This is a genomic window from Acidovorax sp. GW821-FHT09B03 (assembly GCF_059418305.1).
Genome location: NZ_JBWKPP010000005.1, coordinates 249,255 through 265,545, shown reverse-complemented (window position 1 = coordinate 265,545; position 16,291 = coordinate 249,255). Strand labels below are relative to the sequence as shown.

At 68.5% G+C, this 16,291-nt stretch carries 16 protein-coding genes and 1 tRNA gene; 10 read left to right on the top strand and 7 right to left on the bottom strand.

Annotation, left to right across the window (positions count from 1 at the left end):
- Positions 1 to 29: 29 nt before the first annotated feature.
- The 3 genes from AC07PA_RS12190 to AC07PA_RS12180 all read right to left on the bottom strand — a co-directional run bounded on the left by AC07PA_RS12190 (position 30) and on the right by AC07PA_RS12180 (position 2,009).
- Positions 30 to 263 (bottom strand): Fis family transcriptional regulator, encoded by a 234-nt coding sequence (locus tag AC07PA_RS12190; protein WP_007853190.1) that lies wholly within the window; start codon positions 261 to 263, stop codon positions 30 to 32.
- A complete protein-coding gene (gene dusB / locus AC07PA_RS12185) occupies positions 260 to 1,315 on the bottom strand; it encodes a tRNA dihydrouridine synthase DusB (RefSeq protein ID WP_007853191.1) in 1,056 nt (351 codons plus the stop codon). The genes AC07PA_RS12190 and dusB overlap by 4 nt, the downstream gene beginning before the upstream one ends.
- Before the next feature lie 154 nt (positions 1,316 to 1,469).
- Positions 1,470 to 2,009: a D-Ala-D-Ala dipeptidase gene (locus AC07PA_RS12180; protein WP_494605652.1), complete on the bottom strand. Its 540-nt coding sequence runs from the start codon at positions 2,007 to 2,009 to the stop codon at positions 1,470 to 1,472.
- A 152-nt stretch (positions 2,010 to 2,161) separates the two neighbouring features.
- Between AC07PA_RS12180 and AC07PA_RS12175 the strand changes: the two genes are divergently transcribed.
- A complete protein-coding gene (locus AC07PA_RS12175) occupies positions 2,162 to 2,632 on the top strand; it encodes a YqaA family protein (RefSeq protein ID WP_007853195.1) in 471 nt (156 codons plus the stop codon).
- A 4-nt stretch (positions 2,633 to 2,636) separates the two neighbouring features.
- On the opposite strand, the gene AC07PA_RS12170 is transcribed toward AC07PA_RS12175, so the two are convergent.
- The 4 genes from AC07PA_RS12170 to AC07PA_RS12155 form a co-directional block, all read right to left on the bottom strand.
- On the bottom strand, positions 2,637 to 3,923 hold the full coding sequence (locus AC07PA_RS12170) for a GGDEF domain-containing protein (RefSeq protein ID WP_494605650.1): 1,287 nt from the start codon (positions 3,921 to 3,923) through the stop codon (positions 2,637 to 2,639).
- 241 nt (positions 3,924 to 4,164) lie between these two features.
- On the bottom strand, positions 4,165 to 5,058 hold the full coding sequence (gene rarD, locus AC07PA_RS12165) for an EamA family transporter RarD (protein ID WP_494605648.1): 894 nt from the start codon (positions 5,056 to 5,058) through the stop codon (positions 4,165 to 4,167).
- Between the two features lie 106 nt (positions 5,059 to 5,164).
- Complete coding sequence (gene ychF / locus AC07PA_RS12160) at positions 5,165 to 6,259, bottom strand: redox-regulated ATPase YchF (RefSeq protein ID WP_007853201.1); 1,095 nt, start codon at positions 6,257 to 6,259, stop codon at positions 5,165 to 5,167.
- A gap of 84 nt (positions 6,260 to 6,343) precedes the next feature.
- Positions 6,344 to 7,213: an MOSC domain-containing protein gene (locus tag AC07PA_RS12155; RefSeq protein WP_007853204.1), complete on the bottom strand. Its 870-nt coding sequence runs from the start codon at positions 7,211 to 7,213 to the stop codon at positions 6,344 to 6,346.
- 91 nt (positions 7,214 to 7,304) lie between these two features.
- On the opposite strand from AC07PA_RS12155, the gene AC07PA_RS12150 reads away from it, so the two are divergent.
- From AC07PA_RS12150 to AC07PA_RS12110, 9 genes are all read left to right on the top strand, one after another.
- Entirely contained in the window at positions 7,305 to 8,438 is a 1,134-nt protein-coding gene (locus AC07PA_RS12150) for an FAD-dependent monooxygenase (protein ID WP_494605645.1), read from the top strand.
- A 73-nt stretch (positions 8,439 to 8,511) separates the two neighbouring features.
- On the top strand, positions 8,512 to 9,243 hold the full coding sequence (locus tag AC07PA_RS12145) for a DsbC family protein (protein WP_007853206.1): 732 nt from the start codon (positions 8,512 to 8,514) through the stop codon (positions 9,241 to 9,243).
- Between the two features lie 113 nt (positions 9,244 to 9,356).
- Positions 9,357 to 11,144, top strand: a complete 1,788-nt coding sequence (locus AC07PA_RS12140) for a M61 family metallopeptidase (protein WP_494605643.1) — start codon at positions 9,357 to 9,359, stop codon at positions 11,142 to 11,144.
- Positions 11,145 to 11,234: 90 nt separating this feature from the next.
- Complete coding sequence (locus tag AC07PA_RS12135; protein WP_494605641.1) at positions 11,235 to 12,014, top strand: enoyl-CoA hydratase; 780 nt, start codon at positions 11,235 to 11,237, stop codon at positions 12,012 to 12,014.
- Positions 12,015 to 12,040: 26 nt separating this feature from the next.
- Positions 12,041 to 12,117: transfer RNA gene (locus AC07PA_RS12130), tRNA-Met, on the top strand.
- A gap of 165 nt (positions 12,118 to 12,282) precedes the next feature.
- Positions 12,283 to 12,729, top strand: coding sequence for a hypothetical protein (locus AC07PA_RS12125; RefSeq protein WP_007853211.1), 447 nt, complete (start codon positions 12,283 to 12,285; stop codon positions 12,727 to 12,729).
- Positions 12,730 to 12,833: 104 nt separating this feature from the next.
- Entirely contained in the window at positions 12,834 to 14,174 is a 1,341-nt protein-coding gene (miaB, locus tag AC07PA_RS12120; protein ID WP_494605639.1) for a tRNA (N6-isopentenyl adenosine(37)-C2)-methylthiotransferase MiaB, read from the top strand.
- 16 nt (positions 14,175 to 14,190) lie between these two features.
- On the top strand, positions 14,191 to 15,651 hold the full coding sequence (locus AC07PA_RS12115) for a sensor histidine kinase (RefSeq protein WP_494605637.1): 1,461 nt from the start codon (positions 14,191 to 14,193) through the stop codon (positions 15,649 to 15,651).
- Positions 15,641 to 16,291, top strand: coding sequence for a hypothetical protein (locus AC07PA_RS12110; protein ID WP_145695774.1), 651 nt, complete (start codon positions 15,641 to 15,643; stop codon positions 16,289 to 16,291). Before AC07PA_RS12115 ends, AC07PA_RS12110 begins: the two co-directional genes overlap by 11 nt.

Genomic DNA, 16,291 nt, shown 5'->3' with positions numbered 1-16,291 from the left:
AGGGCTCCGGCAAGCACCGGTGCCGAGGATCAGAGCAGTTTGTGTTCGACCAGCTTCTTGCGCAGCGTGTTGCGGTTCAGGCCCAGCCATTCGGCGGCGCGCGACTGGTTGTTCTCGGCCTGCTGCATCACGACCTCCAGCAGCGGGCGCTCCACCACACGCACCAGCATGTCGTACATGCCATCGGGCGTCTCGCCGCCCAGGTCGCGAAAGTAGCCCTGCAAGCTCTCACGCACGCATTCTTCAATATGTTTCTTGCTCATGCAGCCAATCCCTCTTGTTCTTCGCTGGGGTCTGCGTCGGCGGCCAGTGTGCTGGCGGCGGGAAAGCGGTCCATCTGCTGCGCCAGCGCATCCAGATAGTCCGCCACCGCCTGCCACTGGGCCGCGCAGTCCTCTATGGTGTTGATGTGTTGTCGAAAGGCTTCGCCGCCCGGCATGGAACGCAGGTACCAGGCAATGTGCTTGCGCGCACTGCGCACCCCGGTCAGCTCGCCATACAGGCGGTAGTGGTCGTGCAGATGCTCCAGCAGCAGGCGTCGCACCTCGGCCACCAACGGTGGCGCCAGGTGTTCGCCTGTGGCCAGGAAATGCCCGATCTCGCGGAAGATCCACGGCCGTCCCTGGGCCGCGCGACCGATCATGATCGCGTCGGCCCCGGTGGCGGCCAGCACCTCGCGCGCCTTCTCGGGCGAGGTGATGTCGCCGTTGGCCACCACCGGCACGCGCACCGCGGCCTTCACGGCGGTGATGGTGTCGTACTCGGCATGGCCCTTGTAGCCCTGCTCGCGCGTGCGCCCGTGCACCGTGAGCATCTGGATGCCCACGGACTCGAACTGGCGCGCCAGCGCAACGGCATTCTTGTGCTCCTGGCACCAGCCGGTGCGCATCTTGAGCGTGACGGGCACCCGGTGCGGCGCACAGGCCTCGACCACCGCCTGCGCGATGGACACGGCCAGGGCCTCGTCCTGCATCAGGGCAGAACCGGCCCACTTGTTGCACACCTTCTTGGCCGGGCAGCCCATGTTGATGTCGATGATCTGCGCGCCGCGCTCCACGTTGTAGACCGCGGCCTCGGCCATCATCTGCGCCTCGGTGCCGGCGATCTGCACGGCAATGGGCCCAGGCTCCCCTTCGTGGTTGGCCCGGCGCGAGGTCTTGAGGCTGTTCCACAGGTCCTTGCGCGAGGTCACCATTTCGCTCACGGCGTAGCCCGCCCCCAGTGCCTTGCACAGCTGGCGGAAGGGCCGGTCCGTGACGCCCGCCATCGGGGCGACGAACAGCTGGTTCGCCAAAGGAATGTGGCCAATGTGCATGGAAGGGATGGGGGTGCGCGAATGCCGCGAATGCCGAAAAAGGAGGCAGGATTGTACCTGCTTAAAATTTCAGCAAATGAAATCTGCGCGACTTTTATCGGCGACTTATGCTGCGCTGCAGCAAAGCCCTGCCGCCGCCCCCGGGGATGCCCGGTCAGCGGGCGGCGAGGTCGGTATCGCCGGCCTGTGCGGGCACGCCGCGCTGGGCATAGTGCCACCAGGCGTCGGGCAGGTTGTAGAACTGGTGGCGCGCCATCAGGGTGCGCAGCCACTGGCGGTTGTGGTGCACGTCCGGCGAGAAATTCTGGGTGGCTGCAGCCACCACGCCGGACGGCGTGCCCATGTCCACCTCGGCGCCATCGGCCAGGGGGCCACGCACGACCTTGCTGGCACGCAGGCCGTCGACCACGACCACCTGCACCACCCAGGCGCCGGTCTGGGCATGGCAGCGCGCCTTGAGCGCCATGCCCTGGGCCTTGAGGCCATCCTCCACGGAGCGCAGGGTGGCGGGCTGGCCGGTGGCACCGCAGCCGCGTTCATGCACCACGCTGGTGGCACCCGATGGCGCGGCGGCCGCTGGTTGGGGCACGGCGGCCTGGGGGCTTTGCACGCATGCGGCCAGCAACGCAGCCGCGGCCAGCGACAGCCAGGGGCTGCGGTGGGTTGCGGTGGGGGTGCGGGGAATGGTGTGCATGGGGCCTCCTGCTTGAGCGGTAGCGTCCATGAACGATACAAACGCCCCCTGCCGCGGGCCATGCGCGGATGGCGCGCACCGATGTAGGACGGAGCCTTCACCCGGTTTCGGGCGTGTGGGCCGCGCCTAAACTCCGGTGCATGGAAATATGGATGCACCAGCTGATGCAATGGCTGGCACTGCCGCAGTTCGGCCTGAGCACGGTCTTCGTCGTCTCGTTCATTTCGGCGACGCTGCTGCCGCTGGGCTCCGAGCCGGCGGTTTTCGGCCTCATCAAGCTCAACCCGGAGATGTACTGGCCCGCCATCCTCGTGGCGACGGTGGGCAACACCCTGGGCGGCGGGGTCAGCTGGTGGATGGGCCTGGGGGCCCACAAGGCCGTGGACAAGGCCCGCGGCCATGCCACCAACGTGCGCGCACTGGCCTGGCTGGAACGCTTCGGCGCGCGCGCCTGCCTGCTCAGCTGGCTGCCCGTGGTGGGCGACCCGCTGTGCGCCGTGGCCGGCTGGCTCAAGCTGCCGTTCTGGCCCTGCCTGGCCTACATGGCGGTGGGCAAGTTCATGCGCTACCTGGTGATGACCACCGTGCTGCTGCACTTCATGCCGGGGCAGCTGGGCACGTGACCGGTCAGGGCGCGGGTGTGCCCAGGAAGTCCTTTTCGGAGCCCAGCGGCGTGATGGACGAATCGCCCTTGGAGACCGGCTCCTCCACCACCACCTGGTTGCGCCCGCCTTCCTTGGCCATGTACATGGCGGTGTCGGCACGCGAGAAGAATTCGAGCACCGACTCGCCCAGGATGTACTGCGTGACGCCGATGGACACCGAGACCCGGCTCTTGAGCACGCCGGTCCAGGCATGCGACTCGACATGCGCGCGGATGCGCTCGCAGGTGTTGAGCGCGGGCAGCAGCGAGGTGCCCGGGAAGATCAGCAGAAACTCCTCGCCGCCGTAGCGCCCGAAGATGTCGCCGGCGCGCACATTGTCCTGCGCCACGCGCGAGAAGGTGCGCAGCACCTCATCACCACCCAGGTGGCCCAATTCGTCGTTGATGCGCTTGAAGTGGTCAAGATCGATCACCGCCAGGCACAGCGGGATGCCGCTCTCGTCGGCGAGCTGTTTTTGCTCTTCGAGCGCGGCCACCGTGTAGCGCCGGTTGAAGCAGCCCACCAGGGTGTCGCGCTGGGCGTCTTCCTGGATGTTGCGGATCTTGCGGCTGGCGCGGTGCAGCACGCGGTGCAGCTTCTGCACCTTGCCGATCAGGAGGATGAAGGCCGGCAGCGCCAGCGCCAGCGCCAGCCAGTGCGCCAATTCGAGCCGCAGCAGCGCAGCGTTGTCCTGCTCGGCATAGTGCACGGCAATCACCAGGGCGTAGCCTCCCATCAGCATGCCGGCCAGCGCCATCAGCGCGCGGCCCGAGACCCGGTACATGGCATAGGCCACGACGATGAAGGCGAACGGCGCCATCAGGATCTGCAGGATCGGGTCGAGGTAGCAGATCAGCAGCAGGCCCGCGCAGGCCACCATGGCGATGGGCAGCTTGAGCTGCTTGTCCTTGGCACGGTGGTGCAGTCCGAGCGCAAAGGCCAGCGCGAAACCGGGCACGCACACGGCCACCAGCGCCAGCGCGACGAACACCGTGCGCGCCTGCACCATGCCCAGCGCATGGAAGCCCAGCAGGGCCAGGAAGTACAGCGCGATCAGCCCGCTGGCCACCCACCAGCGCCGGGCTGCGGCACGGTCACGCGGCTGGCCGGCCAGGTCCATCTCGCGGCGCGAGAGGTGGCGCTGCGCCGCCGTCTCGTTGCTGGAGTCGTCGAACTCCAGAATGGCGTCCGTCAGGGGAAACGCGTCCGTATTGGCAAACAGCGGCTTCTTGCGCCCAAAGAGCGTCGTGAGGGGGGAGGTGGCGCCCATGGTGGTCTGTGCACTTACTTGTTGGGAACAGTTCGTTTTTCAGTCAATGGACAGCCACCAGGGCCGGCGCCCGCGAACACCAGCCTGGCAGGTTCGCGGAGCCCGGACCGCACAGGCAGGGTGCACACGCACCGTGTCCTGGGGCCCCGATCAAGGGACCCGGTATTTTAGGTACGGGCCTGCGCGGCCACCCCCGTGTTTTCCAGTAGCAACGGCGCGCGCCGGCCCCCTGCGCCTTGGATCAGCGGCCGGGCGCCGCGGTGGCCGTGCCGGCACGCAGCTGCCACCAGCCTTCCAGGCTGTAGACGACCAACGCCGACCAGATAAGCACAAAGCCTGCCAGCCGGGAGGGCTGCAGGGGTTCGTGGAACAGCCAGACCCCCAGGGCGAACTGCAGGCTCGGCGAGATGTACTGCAGGATGCCCAGCGTGGCCAGAGGCAGCCGGCGGGCACCGGCGGCAAACAGCAGCAGCGGGATGGCCGTGAGCGGCCCCGCCAGCGCCAGCCAGCCGATCTGCACAGCATCGCCCTGCACCAGCACGCCCTGGCCTTGCCAGCCCCACCAGGCCATGGTGCCGAAGGCCAGAGGCGCGAGCATCAGCGTCTCCAGGGTCAGGCCTTCGAGCGCACCCAGTGGTGCCAGCTTGCGCAGCAGGCCGTAGACACCAAAAGTGAGCGCCAACACCAGCGCAATCCACGGCAGACGGCCGGTCTGCACGGTGAGCCACAGCACGCCGGCGGCCGCCACGGCCACCGCCAGCCACTGCCCGCGCCGGGGCCGCTCGTGCAGGAAGAAGAAGCCCATGGCCACGTTGACCAGCGGCAGGATGAAGTAGCCCAGGCTGGCGTCCACCACATGCTGGTTCTGCACCGCCCACACATAGGTCAGCCAGTTGGACGAGAGCAGCAGCGCCGACAGACCGAAGGCCAGCACCACCCGGGGCTGGCGCAGCAGTGCCGGCAGCCAGGCCCACTGCCGGCGCAAGCCCAGCACGGCGAGCAGGAACAGCAGCGCCCAGGCGGTGCGGTGCACCACCACTTCGAGTGCCGGCACGTCGGCCACCTGGCGGAAGTACAGAGGCAAGAGGCCCCAGGCGACATAGGCCAGGCTGGCGTAGAGGATTCCGGTGTTCATGGAGATCGAGAGATCGGGCGCATAAAAAATCCCTGCAAGCCCAAGGCACTGCAGGGATGCGGGGCAGGCGCCAGGAGCGCCGGCCGGGGAATCAATCTGCCAGGGGTCAGACGTTGAACAGGAAGTTCAGCACGTCGCCGTCCTTGACCACGTATTCCTTGCCTTCGGCGCGCATCTTGCCTGCGTCCTTGGCACCCTGCTCGCCCTTGAGCGCGATGTAGTCGTCGAAGGCGATGGTCTGCGCGCGGATGAAGCCGCGCTCGAAGTCACCGTGGATCACGCCGGCCGCCTGGGGCGCCGTGTCACCGATGTGGATGGTCCAGGCCCGCACTTCCTTCACGCCGGCGGTGAAGTAGGTCTGCAGGCCCAGGAGCTTGAAGGCGCCGCGGATCAGGCGGGCCAGGCCCGGCTCGCTCTGGCCCATCTCGGCCAGGAACATGTCGCGGTCCTCGTCGCCCATCTCGGCCATCTCGGCTTCCATCTTGGCGCAGATGGCCACCACGGGCGCGTTCTGGCTGGCGGCGTATTCCTTCAGGCGGTCCAGGAAGGGGTTGTTCTCGAAGCCGTCCTCGCTCACGTTGCCCACGAACATCGCGGGCTTGGCCGTGATCAGGCACAGCGACTTGAGCAGGGGCTGCTCTTCCTTGGTGATCTCGACCGAGCGCGCGGGCTTGCCTTCGTTGAGGGCGGCCTGGATGCGCGTGAGCAGGGCCACCAGCTTGGCGGCGTCCTTGTCGTTGCCCGACTTGGCGGCCTTGCTGTAGCGGTTGAGCGCCTTGTCCACGGTGCCCAGGTCGGCCAGGCACAGCTCGGTCTGGATGACCTCGATGTCCGAGATCGGGTCCACGCGGCCAGCCACGTGGATCACGTTGTCGTCCTCGAAGCAGCGCACCACGTTGACGATGGCGTCGGTCTCGCGGATGTGGGCCAGGAACTGGTTACCGAGGCCTTCACCCTGGCTGGCACCCGCCACCAGGCCCGCGATGTCCACGAACTCGACGATGGCCGGCACGATGCGCTCGGGCGTGATGATGCTGGCCAGTTGGGCCAGGCGCGGATCGGGCACCTCGACCACGCCCACATTGGGTTCGATGGTGCAGAACGGGTAGTTCTCGGCGGCGATGCCGGCCTTGGTCAGCGCGTTGAAGAGGGTGGACTTGCCGACGTTGGGCAGGCCCACGATGCCGCATTGGAGGCTCATGGCAGGGCTTTCTGGAATTCGGGAGACAAACCCCGATTTTACGGGCGCGCCGCGCGCCCCGCCCCACGCACCCCGGACAAGCCCTCAATCGAAGCGCAGATCGGCCGCCACGCGCTGGCCCACGCGCAGCACCTGGCCCGCGCCCTGGCGCACGATGGCGTTCATGCCGAAGGTGATGGCGCCATCCAGGCGCTTGTCCTGGCGGTAGCTGCGCAGCGTGTCGCCCACGACCGGGGTGCTCTCGGCCGTGGCGGGGTCGATGTCGGGGATGGGGCAGCGTGCGCAGGGCTTGACGGGCACGAGCTGCAGCTCGCCGCCCTCGGCGTCGATGCGGATCTGGTCCACGCGGTCCTCGTCGTGGGCCTCGACGCCGGCGAGCACCACGTTGGGGCGAAAGCGCTCGATGCCCACAGGGGCGTGGCCGGCCGCGGCCAGGCGCTCGTTGAGGCTGTCCATCGAAGCCTCGCTGGCCACCAGCACCGGAAAGCCGTCGGCGAACTGGTTGGGCACCTCCACCCCGCCGGTCCAGTCCATGCTGGACAGGCGGCGCACCTCGGGGTCGAAGCGCACCAGGCGGCAGGGCGTGCCCAGGAAGTCGGTGAACCACTGGGCGGCCACGGCGCCCATGTCCCAGGCGGGCACGGTGTCGCGCCAGACCGTCACGGTCATGGGTTCTTCCACCACGTCGATGCCCACGTGCAGGGCCAGCATGCCGGGGGCGCGCAGCACCATCTCCTCGGTCTTGAGCTGGGGCCGGATCAGCGCCATGCGCGGCAGCTCGCGCTGGGTGATGAACTGGCCCTCGGGGTCCACCACCATCCAGGCGCGGTCCAGGTCCAGGCCGGTCTCGGTGAGCAGTGCCTCGCGCACCTCGATGCCGGCGCAGGACTTGATGGGGTAGACAAACAGGCGGGCAATGGTGCCCGACAGGTCGGATTCGGTGCTGAAGGTCACGCGCGGGGCTCCTGGAAAAGGACAAACGGGGGAAATGCCCGCAATTTTGCACTGCGCCCGAGGCCATGCCCCGGCTTCTACAATGGCCTGCATGGCGCAAACCTTTGATATCTGTATTCGCGGCGCGGGCATCGTGGGCCGCACCCTGGCCCTGCTGCTGGCGCGCGAGCGCCTGCGGGTGGCCCTGGTGGCCGGCCCGGCCCCGGCGTCGGGCGGTCACTCCGATGTGCGTGCCTATGCACTCAACATGGCCTCGCGCCAGTTGCTCGAGGGCCTGCGCAGCTGGCCCGACGCAACCCATGCCACGGCCGTGCGCTCCATGCAGGTGGCGGGCGACCAGGGCGGCGCGGTGTGCTTCGACGCGCAGGCGCAGGGTGTGGACGCGCTGGCCTGGATCGTGGACGTGCCAGCGCTGGAGGCCCGGCTGGCCGAGGCCGTGCGCTACCAGCCCCAGGTCGAGACGCTCAGCGAGCCGGTCGAGGCCGCGCTGACGGTGGTCTGCGAGGGCCGCGCCAGCCAGACCCGCACCGAATTCGGCGTGGACTTCGAGGTCACGCCCTATGAACAGCACGCCATTGCCACGCGCCTGGTGTGCGAACAGCCGCACGGCCAGGTGGCACGCCAGTGGTTTTTGCCCGACGGCATCCTGGCTTTTCTGCCCCTGGGCGGCCCCGAGGGGAACTCTGTGGCCGTCGTGTGGTCTGTGCAGAAGGAACAGGTGCCGGGTTTGCTGGCGCTGGCCCCCGAAGAATTCACGCAGCGCCTGGAGGGAGCGAGCCAGCGCGCGCTGGGCAGCCTGCAACTGGCCGGCGAGCGTGCCGCCTGGCCGCTGCAGCAGGCCCGGGCCAACCGCTGGTGCGGCGCCCTGCCCCCCAAGGGCAGGCAGCAGCGCAGTTTCGTGCTGGCCGGCGATGCGGCACACAACGTGCACCCGCTCGCGGGCCAGGGCCTGAACCTGGGTCTGGCCGACGCCCAGACCCTGGCCGGGCTGCTGCACGGCCGCGACTACTGGCGCAGCGTGGCCGACCTGAAGCTGCTGCGCCGCTACGAGCGGGAACGCAAGACGGCGCTGCTGCCCATGGGGCTGGCCACCGATGGGCTGCAGCAGCTGTTTGCCCGCCAGGACGGCCCCTGGCAGGCACTGCGCAACTGGGGCATGAAGGGTTTTGAGCACAGCGGACCGATCAAGCATTTCGTGGCCCGCCAGGCCATGGGGATCCACTGACCCACTTACCGGCAACCAAGGGCGGCGTTCATCCGCAGGCCCGCCACACCGAATCCAAGCGAACGAGAACACCATGAAACTGATTTCCACCGTGCTCGCAGGTACCGCGCTGGCCCTGCTGGGCCTGTCGGCCATGGCCCAGGAAGCGGCCATCCGCAAGGCCCTGGCCGAGCGCATTCCGCAGATGAAGCAGATCGACGAGGTCAGCCCCACGGCCATGCAGGGGCTGTACGAGGTGCGCATCGGTACCGACGTGTTCTACACCGATGCCAAGGGCAACTACCTGATCCAGGGCGAGCTGATTGACACCAAGGCGCGGCGCAACCTGACCGAGGACCGCATCGCCAAGATCACGGCCGTGGACTTCTCGGCCCTGCCGATCAAGGACGCCTTCACCATCGTGCGCGGCGACGGCAAGCGCAAGGTGGCGGTGTTCGAGGACCCCAACTGCGGCTACTGCAAGCGCTTCGAGCGCGACATGCAGAAGGTGGACAACGTGACGGTCTACCTGTTCCTGTACCCCATCCTGAGCCCCGATTCGGCCGAGAAGTCGCGCAACATCTGGTGCGCCAAGGACAAGGTCGCCGCCTGGCAGGACATGATGGTGCGCGACAGGAATCCGGCGTCCGCCAGCTGCGACACCACGGCGCTGCAGCGCAATCTGGCCTTCGGCAAGAAGCACAAGATCACCGGCACGCCGACCCTGATCTTCGCCGATGGCATCCGCGTGCCGGGCGCCATTGGAGCGCCGGACGTGGAAAAGCGCCTGGCCGAAGCCGCCGCCGAGACCCCCACGACGAACTAGACCGCCCGCTGCGGGACGCGCCGGCCCCCGTGACCGGCCTCCCCTGATTTCGAACCGAGCGGGTCAGGCCCCTCCCCGAGGTGCCCCGCCCCACGCCACGCAAAGCACCGCCCATGGCCACCCAGCGCACCGAAGACACGCCCCACGCCCCCGTCCACTATCGCATCGAGCCGGCGGACCTCAACGCCCATCTGTTCTCGGTCACCCTCACGGTCGCGGCCCCGGCCGAGCGGCAGGAGCTGTCGCTGCCGGTCTGGATCCCCGGCAGCTACCTGGTGCGCGAGTTTTCCAAGAACCTGCAGCAGCTGCAGGCCCGGCAGGGCCGGCGCACGGTGCCCCTGGCCCAGCTCGAAAAGAACCGCTGGCAAGTGGAGTGCCGCCCCGGCCACCCCCTGGTGCTGAGCTACCAGGTTTGCGCCTACGACAACTCGGTGCGCACCGCCTGGCTCGATGCGGCGCGCGGCTTCTTCAACGGCACCAGCCTGTGCCTGCGCGTGCACGGCCAGGAGGACGGCGAGCACACGCTGGAGGTGGCCGCCACCACCGCCACGGCGCACTGGTCCGTCGCCACGGGACTCACGGCGCGGTCCACCGACAAGGCCGGCTTCGGCACCTATGCCGCCGCCCACTACGACGAGCTGGTGGACTGCCCGGTGGAAATGGGCACCTTCTGGAGCGGCCGCTTCACCGCCGGTGGCGTGGCGCACCGCTTCGTGGTGGCAGGGGCAGCGCCCTCGTTCGACGGCAAGCGCCTGCTGGCCGACACGCAGAAGATCTGCGAGACGGCCATCGCCTTCTGGCATGGCGACAAGGGCAAGGCGCCGTTCAAGAGCTACCTGTTCATGCTCAACGCCGTGGGCGACAGCTATGGCGGGCTGGAGCACATCAACTCCACCGCGCTGATCTGTGGCCGCCGCGACCTGCCGCGCCAGAGTGAGGCCCGCGCCAGCGACGGCTACACCACGCTGCTGGGCCTGATCAGCCACGAGTATTTCCACACCTGGAACGTCAAGCGCCTGCGCCCCACCGAGCTGGCCCGCTACGACTACGGCCAGGAGAACTACACACAGCTGCTGTGGTTCTTCGAGGGCTTCACGAGCTACTACGACGACCTGCTGCTGCGCCGCGCGGGTCTGATCGACGACGCCACCTACCTGCGGCTGATCACCAAGACCGTCAACCAGGTGCTGCAGACCCCCGGGCGCCACGTGCAGACGGTGGCCCAGGCCAGCTTCGATGCCTGGGTCAAGTACTACCGCCAGGACGAGAACACGCCCAACTCCACGGTGAGCTACTACACCAAGGGCTCGCTCGTGGGCCTGTGCCTGGACCTGGCGCTGCGCCGCGACGGCAAGACCACGCTGGACGAGGTGATGCGCGCGCTGTGGAAGCGCACCGAAGGCGGCCCCATGGCAGAAGCCGACCTGCGCGCGGTGCTCAAGGCGCTAGCGCACCGTTCTTTCGACGCCGAGATCGATGCCTGGGTGCACAGCACGGCCGAGCTGCCGCTGGCCGAGCTGCTGGGCGCGCACGGCGTGCTGCTCAAGGCCGAGCGCCCGCAGCTGGCCCAGCGCCTGGGCCTGCGCGTGGCAGAGAACCACAGCGTGCAGGTCAAGACCGTGCTGCGCGGCGGCGCCGCCGAGAAGGCCGGGCTGGCCGCAGGCGACGAGTGGCTGGGCGTGCTGGTGGATGGACAGGGCTGGCGCGTGCAGAAGCTCGACGACGTGGCCTTCTATGCCGGCACCGAGCACAAGCTGCAGGCCGTGGTGGCGCGCGATGGGCGCCTGCTGCACCTGCCACTGGTGCTGCCGCCCGATGGCGCCGACCGCAAGGCGGCCCTGCCCGACACCATCAGCCTGGGCGTGACCAACAGCGCCGCCGTTGGCCGCTGGCTGGGTTGAGCCCGGTCGCGCAAAGAGCCTGTCGCTTGGGTATAGTCGTCTGACCCCGGCACGCTGCCCCCTGATAACTACCGAAGGAGATCCGATTCCATGGCCTACGAAACCATTGAAGTGCGCACCGAAGCCGAGAAGGTCGGCATCGTCACGCTCAACCGCCCCAAGCAGCTCAACGCGCTCAACGACCAGCTGATGAACGAGCTGGGCGAGGCCCTCAAGGCCTTCGACGCCGACGAGAAGATCGGTTGCGTCATCGTCACCGGCAGCGAGCGCGCGTTCGCCGCCGGTGCCGACATCGGTGCCATGGCCAAGTACAGCTTCGCCGACACCTACAAGGGCGACTACATCACGCGCAACTGGGAGACCATCCGCTCCATCCGCAAGCCCGTGATCGCGGCCGTGAGCGGCTTCGCCCTGGGCGGCGGCTGCGAGCTGGCGATGATGTGCGACTTCATCATCGCGGCCGACAACGCCAAGTTCGGCCAACCCGAGATCAAGCTCGGCGTGATCCCCGGCGCCGGCGGCACGCAGCGCCTGCCACGCGCGGTGGGCAAGTCCAAGGCCATGGACATGGCCCTCACCGGCCGCATGATGGACGCCACCGAAGCCGAGCGCGCCGGGCTGGTGAGCCGCGTCGTGCCCTTCGACAAGCTGGCCGACGAGGCCCTGGGCGCCGCCCTGATCATCGCGGGCTTCTCGCAGATCGCCGTGATGGCCGCCAAGGAGTCGGTCAACCGCGCCTTCGAAGGCAGCCTGTCGGACGGCGTGATGTTCGAGCGCCGCCTGTTCCACGCCCTGTTCTCCACCCAGGACCAGAAGGAAGGCATGGACGCCTTCGTGAACAAGCGCCCCGCGAACTTTACACACCAATAATTTTTGTTCTATAATTTCAGTCTTGCGGTGGTATAGCTCAGTTGGTTAGAGCGCAGCATTCATAATGCTGATGTCGGTGGTTCAAGTCCACCTACCACCACCAAATCTGAAAACCCGTAACGCCCAGGCGTTGCGGGTTTTTTCTTTGTGCGAGCGTTGTTTCGGCGCACGCCCCGGCAAGTAAGACCTTGTTCACAAGGGCTTTCAGCGGGGCGCCGGCCGGTAAAATCGCCTCCCCACCTTGGCCTACAGCCTCTGGATACACACCATGAACCGCTGCACCCCTGCCCCGACCTCCACCACCCGCCAGGGCCGATCCCTGCGCAGCCTGGCCGCCGCCGGCCTGGCCGCACTGCTGTGCTCCGCCGCCCCGGTACAGGCCCAGCAGGTGCCCGGCGGCATGGGCGAAATGCGCAATTTCCCCGACGCATCCCTGCGCGGCAACCTGACCGTGCTGGCAGGCTCGCAGGCCACGCTCAACGGCAACCCCATCCGCATGGCGCCGGGCATGCGCCTGTTCACGCCGCAGAACACGCTGGTCATGCTGCACACCGTGCAGGGCCAGACCTTCAAGGTCAACTACCTGGTCGAGAACAGCACGGGCATGCTGCTGTCGGCCTGGATCCTGACCCAGGGCGAAGCCGCCCAGCCGCGCAAGGGCGCGGACGGCATCCAGTTCAACTTCCGCACCGAGTCGGACCCGGTCAAGAAATAAGCCGGATACCGGCGGCCCCACAAGGCCACCCACCGCCCCGCCCTGCCCCCAGCGGCCGCCCCACGCGCGCCGCCGCATCCCCATTCGGACACGAGATTCACGCCATGGCCAAAAAAGTCTTCATCAAAACCTTCGGCTGCCAGATGAACGAGTACGACTCGGACAAGATGGCCGACGTGCTCCACGCGGCACAGGGCTACGAGCCCACCCAGGACGCCGAGGAGGCCGACCTGATCCTGTTCAACACCTGCTCGGTGCGCGAGAAGGCGCAGGAGAAGGTATTCAGCGACCTGGGCCGCTTCAAGCACCTGAAAGCACGCGGCGTGAAGATCGGCGTGGGCGGCTGCGTGGCCAGCCAGGAGGGCGCCGAGATCATCAAGCGCGCGCCCTACGTGGACGTGGTCTTCGGCCCCCAGACCCTGCATCGCCTGCCCGAGCTGCTGAACCAGCGCGAGCGCCTGGACCGCCCGCAGGTGGACATCAGCTTTCCCGAAATCGAGAAGTTCGACCACCTGCCTCCGGCGCGGGTCGAGGGCGCGAGCGCCTTCGTCTCCATCATGGAAGGCTGCAGCAAGTACTGCAGCTACTGCGTGGTGCCCTACACGCGCGGCGAGGAGGTCAGCCGCCCCTTCGACGACGTGCTGGTGGAAGTCGCGGGCCTGGCCGACCAGGGCGTCAAGGAGATCACGCTGCTCGGCCAGAACGTGAACGCCTACCTGGGCAAGATGGGCGGCACAGCCGAGATCGCCGACTTCGCGCTGCTATTGGAGTATGTGGCCGAGATCCCCGGGATCGAACGCATCCGCTACACCACCAGCCACCCCAACGAGTTCACGCCGCGCCTGATCGCGGCCTACGCCAGCATCCCCAAGCTGGTCAACCACCTGCACCTGCCGGTGCAGCACGGCAGCGACCGCATTCTGATGGCCATGAAGCGCGGCTACACGGCCATGGAGTACAAGAGCACGGTGCGCAAGCTGCGCGCCATCCGCCCCGACCTGGCCATGAGCAGCGATTTCATCGTCGGTTTCCCCGGCGAGACCGAGGACGACTTCAACAAGATGATGAAGCTGATCGACGACATCCACTTCGACAACAGCTTCAGCTTCATCTTCAGCCCGCGCCCCGGCACGCCCGCCGCCGGCCTGCACGACGACACACCGCACGACGTGAAGCTGCGCCGCCTGCAGCACCTGCAGTCCGTGATCAACGCCAACATCAAGTCCATCAGCGAAAGCCGCGTGGGCACGGTGCAGCGCATCCTGGTGGAAGGCGCCTCCAAGCGCGACGCCACCGAGCTCATGGGCCGCACCGAGTGCAACCGCGTGGTCAACTTCGTGGGCCAGCCGCGCCTGGTGGGCCAGATGGTGGACGTGACCATCACCGAAGCCAAGGCTTACACGCTGCGCGGCGAGGTCCTGACCCACGAAACCGCTGCGGCCTGAGCCCACGGCAGCCCCGATGGCGGACACCAGCACGGCCCCCGCAGCCGATCCCGGCAGAAACCGGCTGCACGGGCTGTCGTTCCAGCAACTGCTGCTGCTGGCCTTTCTGCTGATCGCGGGGCTGCTCGGCGCCAGCTCGCTGGGGGCCCTGTACTCGCTGGAACAGCTCATGGTGCAAAGCCGCGAGGGCGCCGTGCAGGCCACGCGCCTGAGCGCCGCCGCCCAGGCCCTGGGCCAGCGCGGGCAGACCATGGAGCGCGCGGCGCGGCAATCGCTGGTGCTGGGCGATGCGCAGCTGCGCCGCGGCTTCGACGACATCGCGCGCGACGCCCAGCAGACCCTGCAGCAGCTGCAGGAGGGCGGGCTTGCGGCCAAGCATGTGGCGCAGTGGCGCGCGCACCTGGCCACGGTGCAGTCGCTCATGGCAGCGCCGGCCGCCGTATCGCTGGAGAACGAACGCGCTGTGGCCGAGGAGTTCGCCTCGCTCGACACGCTGAACAACGCCATCGTGCAGGCCGTGCAGGAGCTCAATGCCGAGCGCAACAGCGCCCTGCAGGCCAAGGTCGACGCCAGCCGCCGCGAGGTCACGCACCAGGTGGTGGGCGTGATCGTGCTGGCGCTGGTGCTGGCCCTGTCCTTCGGCATCTGGCTGGCGCGGCCGTTCAAGCGGCTCGAAGGGGCCATCCGACTGCTCGGCGAGAACGACCTGGAGCAGCCCATCCAGATCAGCGGCCCGGCCGACGTGCGCCGTGTGGGCCTGCAGCTCGAATGGCTGCGTCTGCGCCTCCTGGAACTCGACTCGGACAAGGCGCGCTTTCTGCGCCATGTGTCGCACGAGCTCAAGACGCCCCTGGCCTCGATGCGCGAGGGCGTGGCCTTGCTGCAGGACGGCGTGACCGGCGAGCTCAACCCCGGGCAGCAGGAGGTCGCGCAGATCCTGCACCACAACACGATCGTGCTGCAAAACGAGATCGAGGCGCTGCTGCGCTTCAACGCCGCCGCCTTCGAGGCCCGGCAACTGCACCGCCGCGACACCGACCTGCTGGCGCTGCTGGAGGCCCAGGTCGAATCGCAGCGCCTGCAGTGGCAGGCCCGCGGCCTGCGCGTGCTGGTGCAGGGCGCGCCCGTGTCGCTGGCGCTCGACGGCGACAAGATCGCCTCGGCCATCGGCAACCTGCTGTCCAATGCCATCCGCTTCTCGCCCAAGCAGGGCACGGTGCGCCTGTCGGTGTCCAAGGTGCCGGGCCGGGTGCGCATCGACGTCGTCGACCAGGGCCCGGGCGTGGCCCCGGCCGACCGGCCCCATGTCTTCGAGCCCTTCTACCGCGGTGCGCGCCAGCCCGAGGATGCCGTGCGCGGCACCGGGGTCGGCCTGTCCATCGTCCAGGAATACATCGGCGCCCACGGCGGCCGGGTGGAACTGGTGGAAGATGGCGACCAATCCTTCTTTCGCATCGAATTGCCCCATGCCTCCTAGCCTGTCCCCTTCCCGTGCAGCGCGGTGCCAGATCGGTGCGCTGGTGCTGGCGCCCGCAGCGCTGCTGGCCGCCTGCATCCACACACCGCCCGCGGACAAGGCACCGCCGGCCCCCGTGGCCGTGGTGGTGCCCGCCCCCCTGCCGGTGGCGCCACCGCCCGCCGAGCCGCCCCGCGCAGCCGCCTCGCAGGCCAGCGCGCCGGTGCCCGAGGTATCCCAGCTCACCCAGGCGCTGGCCTATGCCGACCGCGTGCAGCGCATGCCCCCCGCCGAGCTGGGCCGCGAAATCGCCCGCCTGGGCGAGGCCGAGGACACGCTGGCCGCCAGCCCCCTGAACCTGGCCTTGGCCCTGGCCCAGACACGCCAGCCCGTGGACACAGCCCGCGCCCTGGCGCAGGTGCAGCGCCTGCTGGGCCACAACGACCCCGCCATGCAGCCCCTGCAGCCCCTGGCCCGCCTGCTGGAAGCGCGGCTGCTGCAGCAGCGCCGGCTGGAGGAGCAACTGGAGCGGCAGGCCCAGCAGCTGCGCGATGCCCAGCGCCGCACCGACCAGCTCAACGAACGCCTGGAAGCCGTGCGCGCCATCGAGCGCAGCATGACCGCCCGGCCCCCGACCCCCACCGCCAGCGAGACCCGCTGA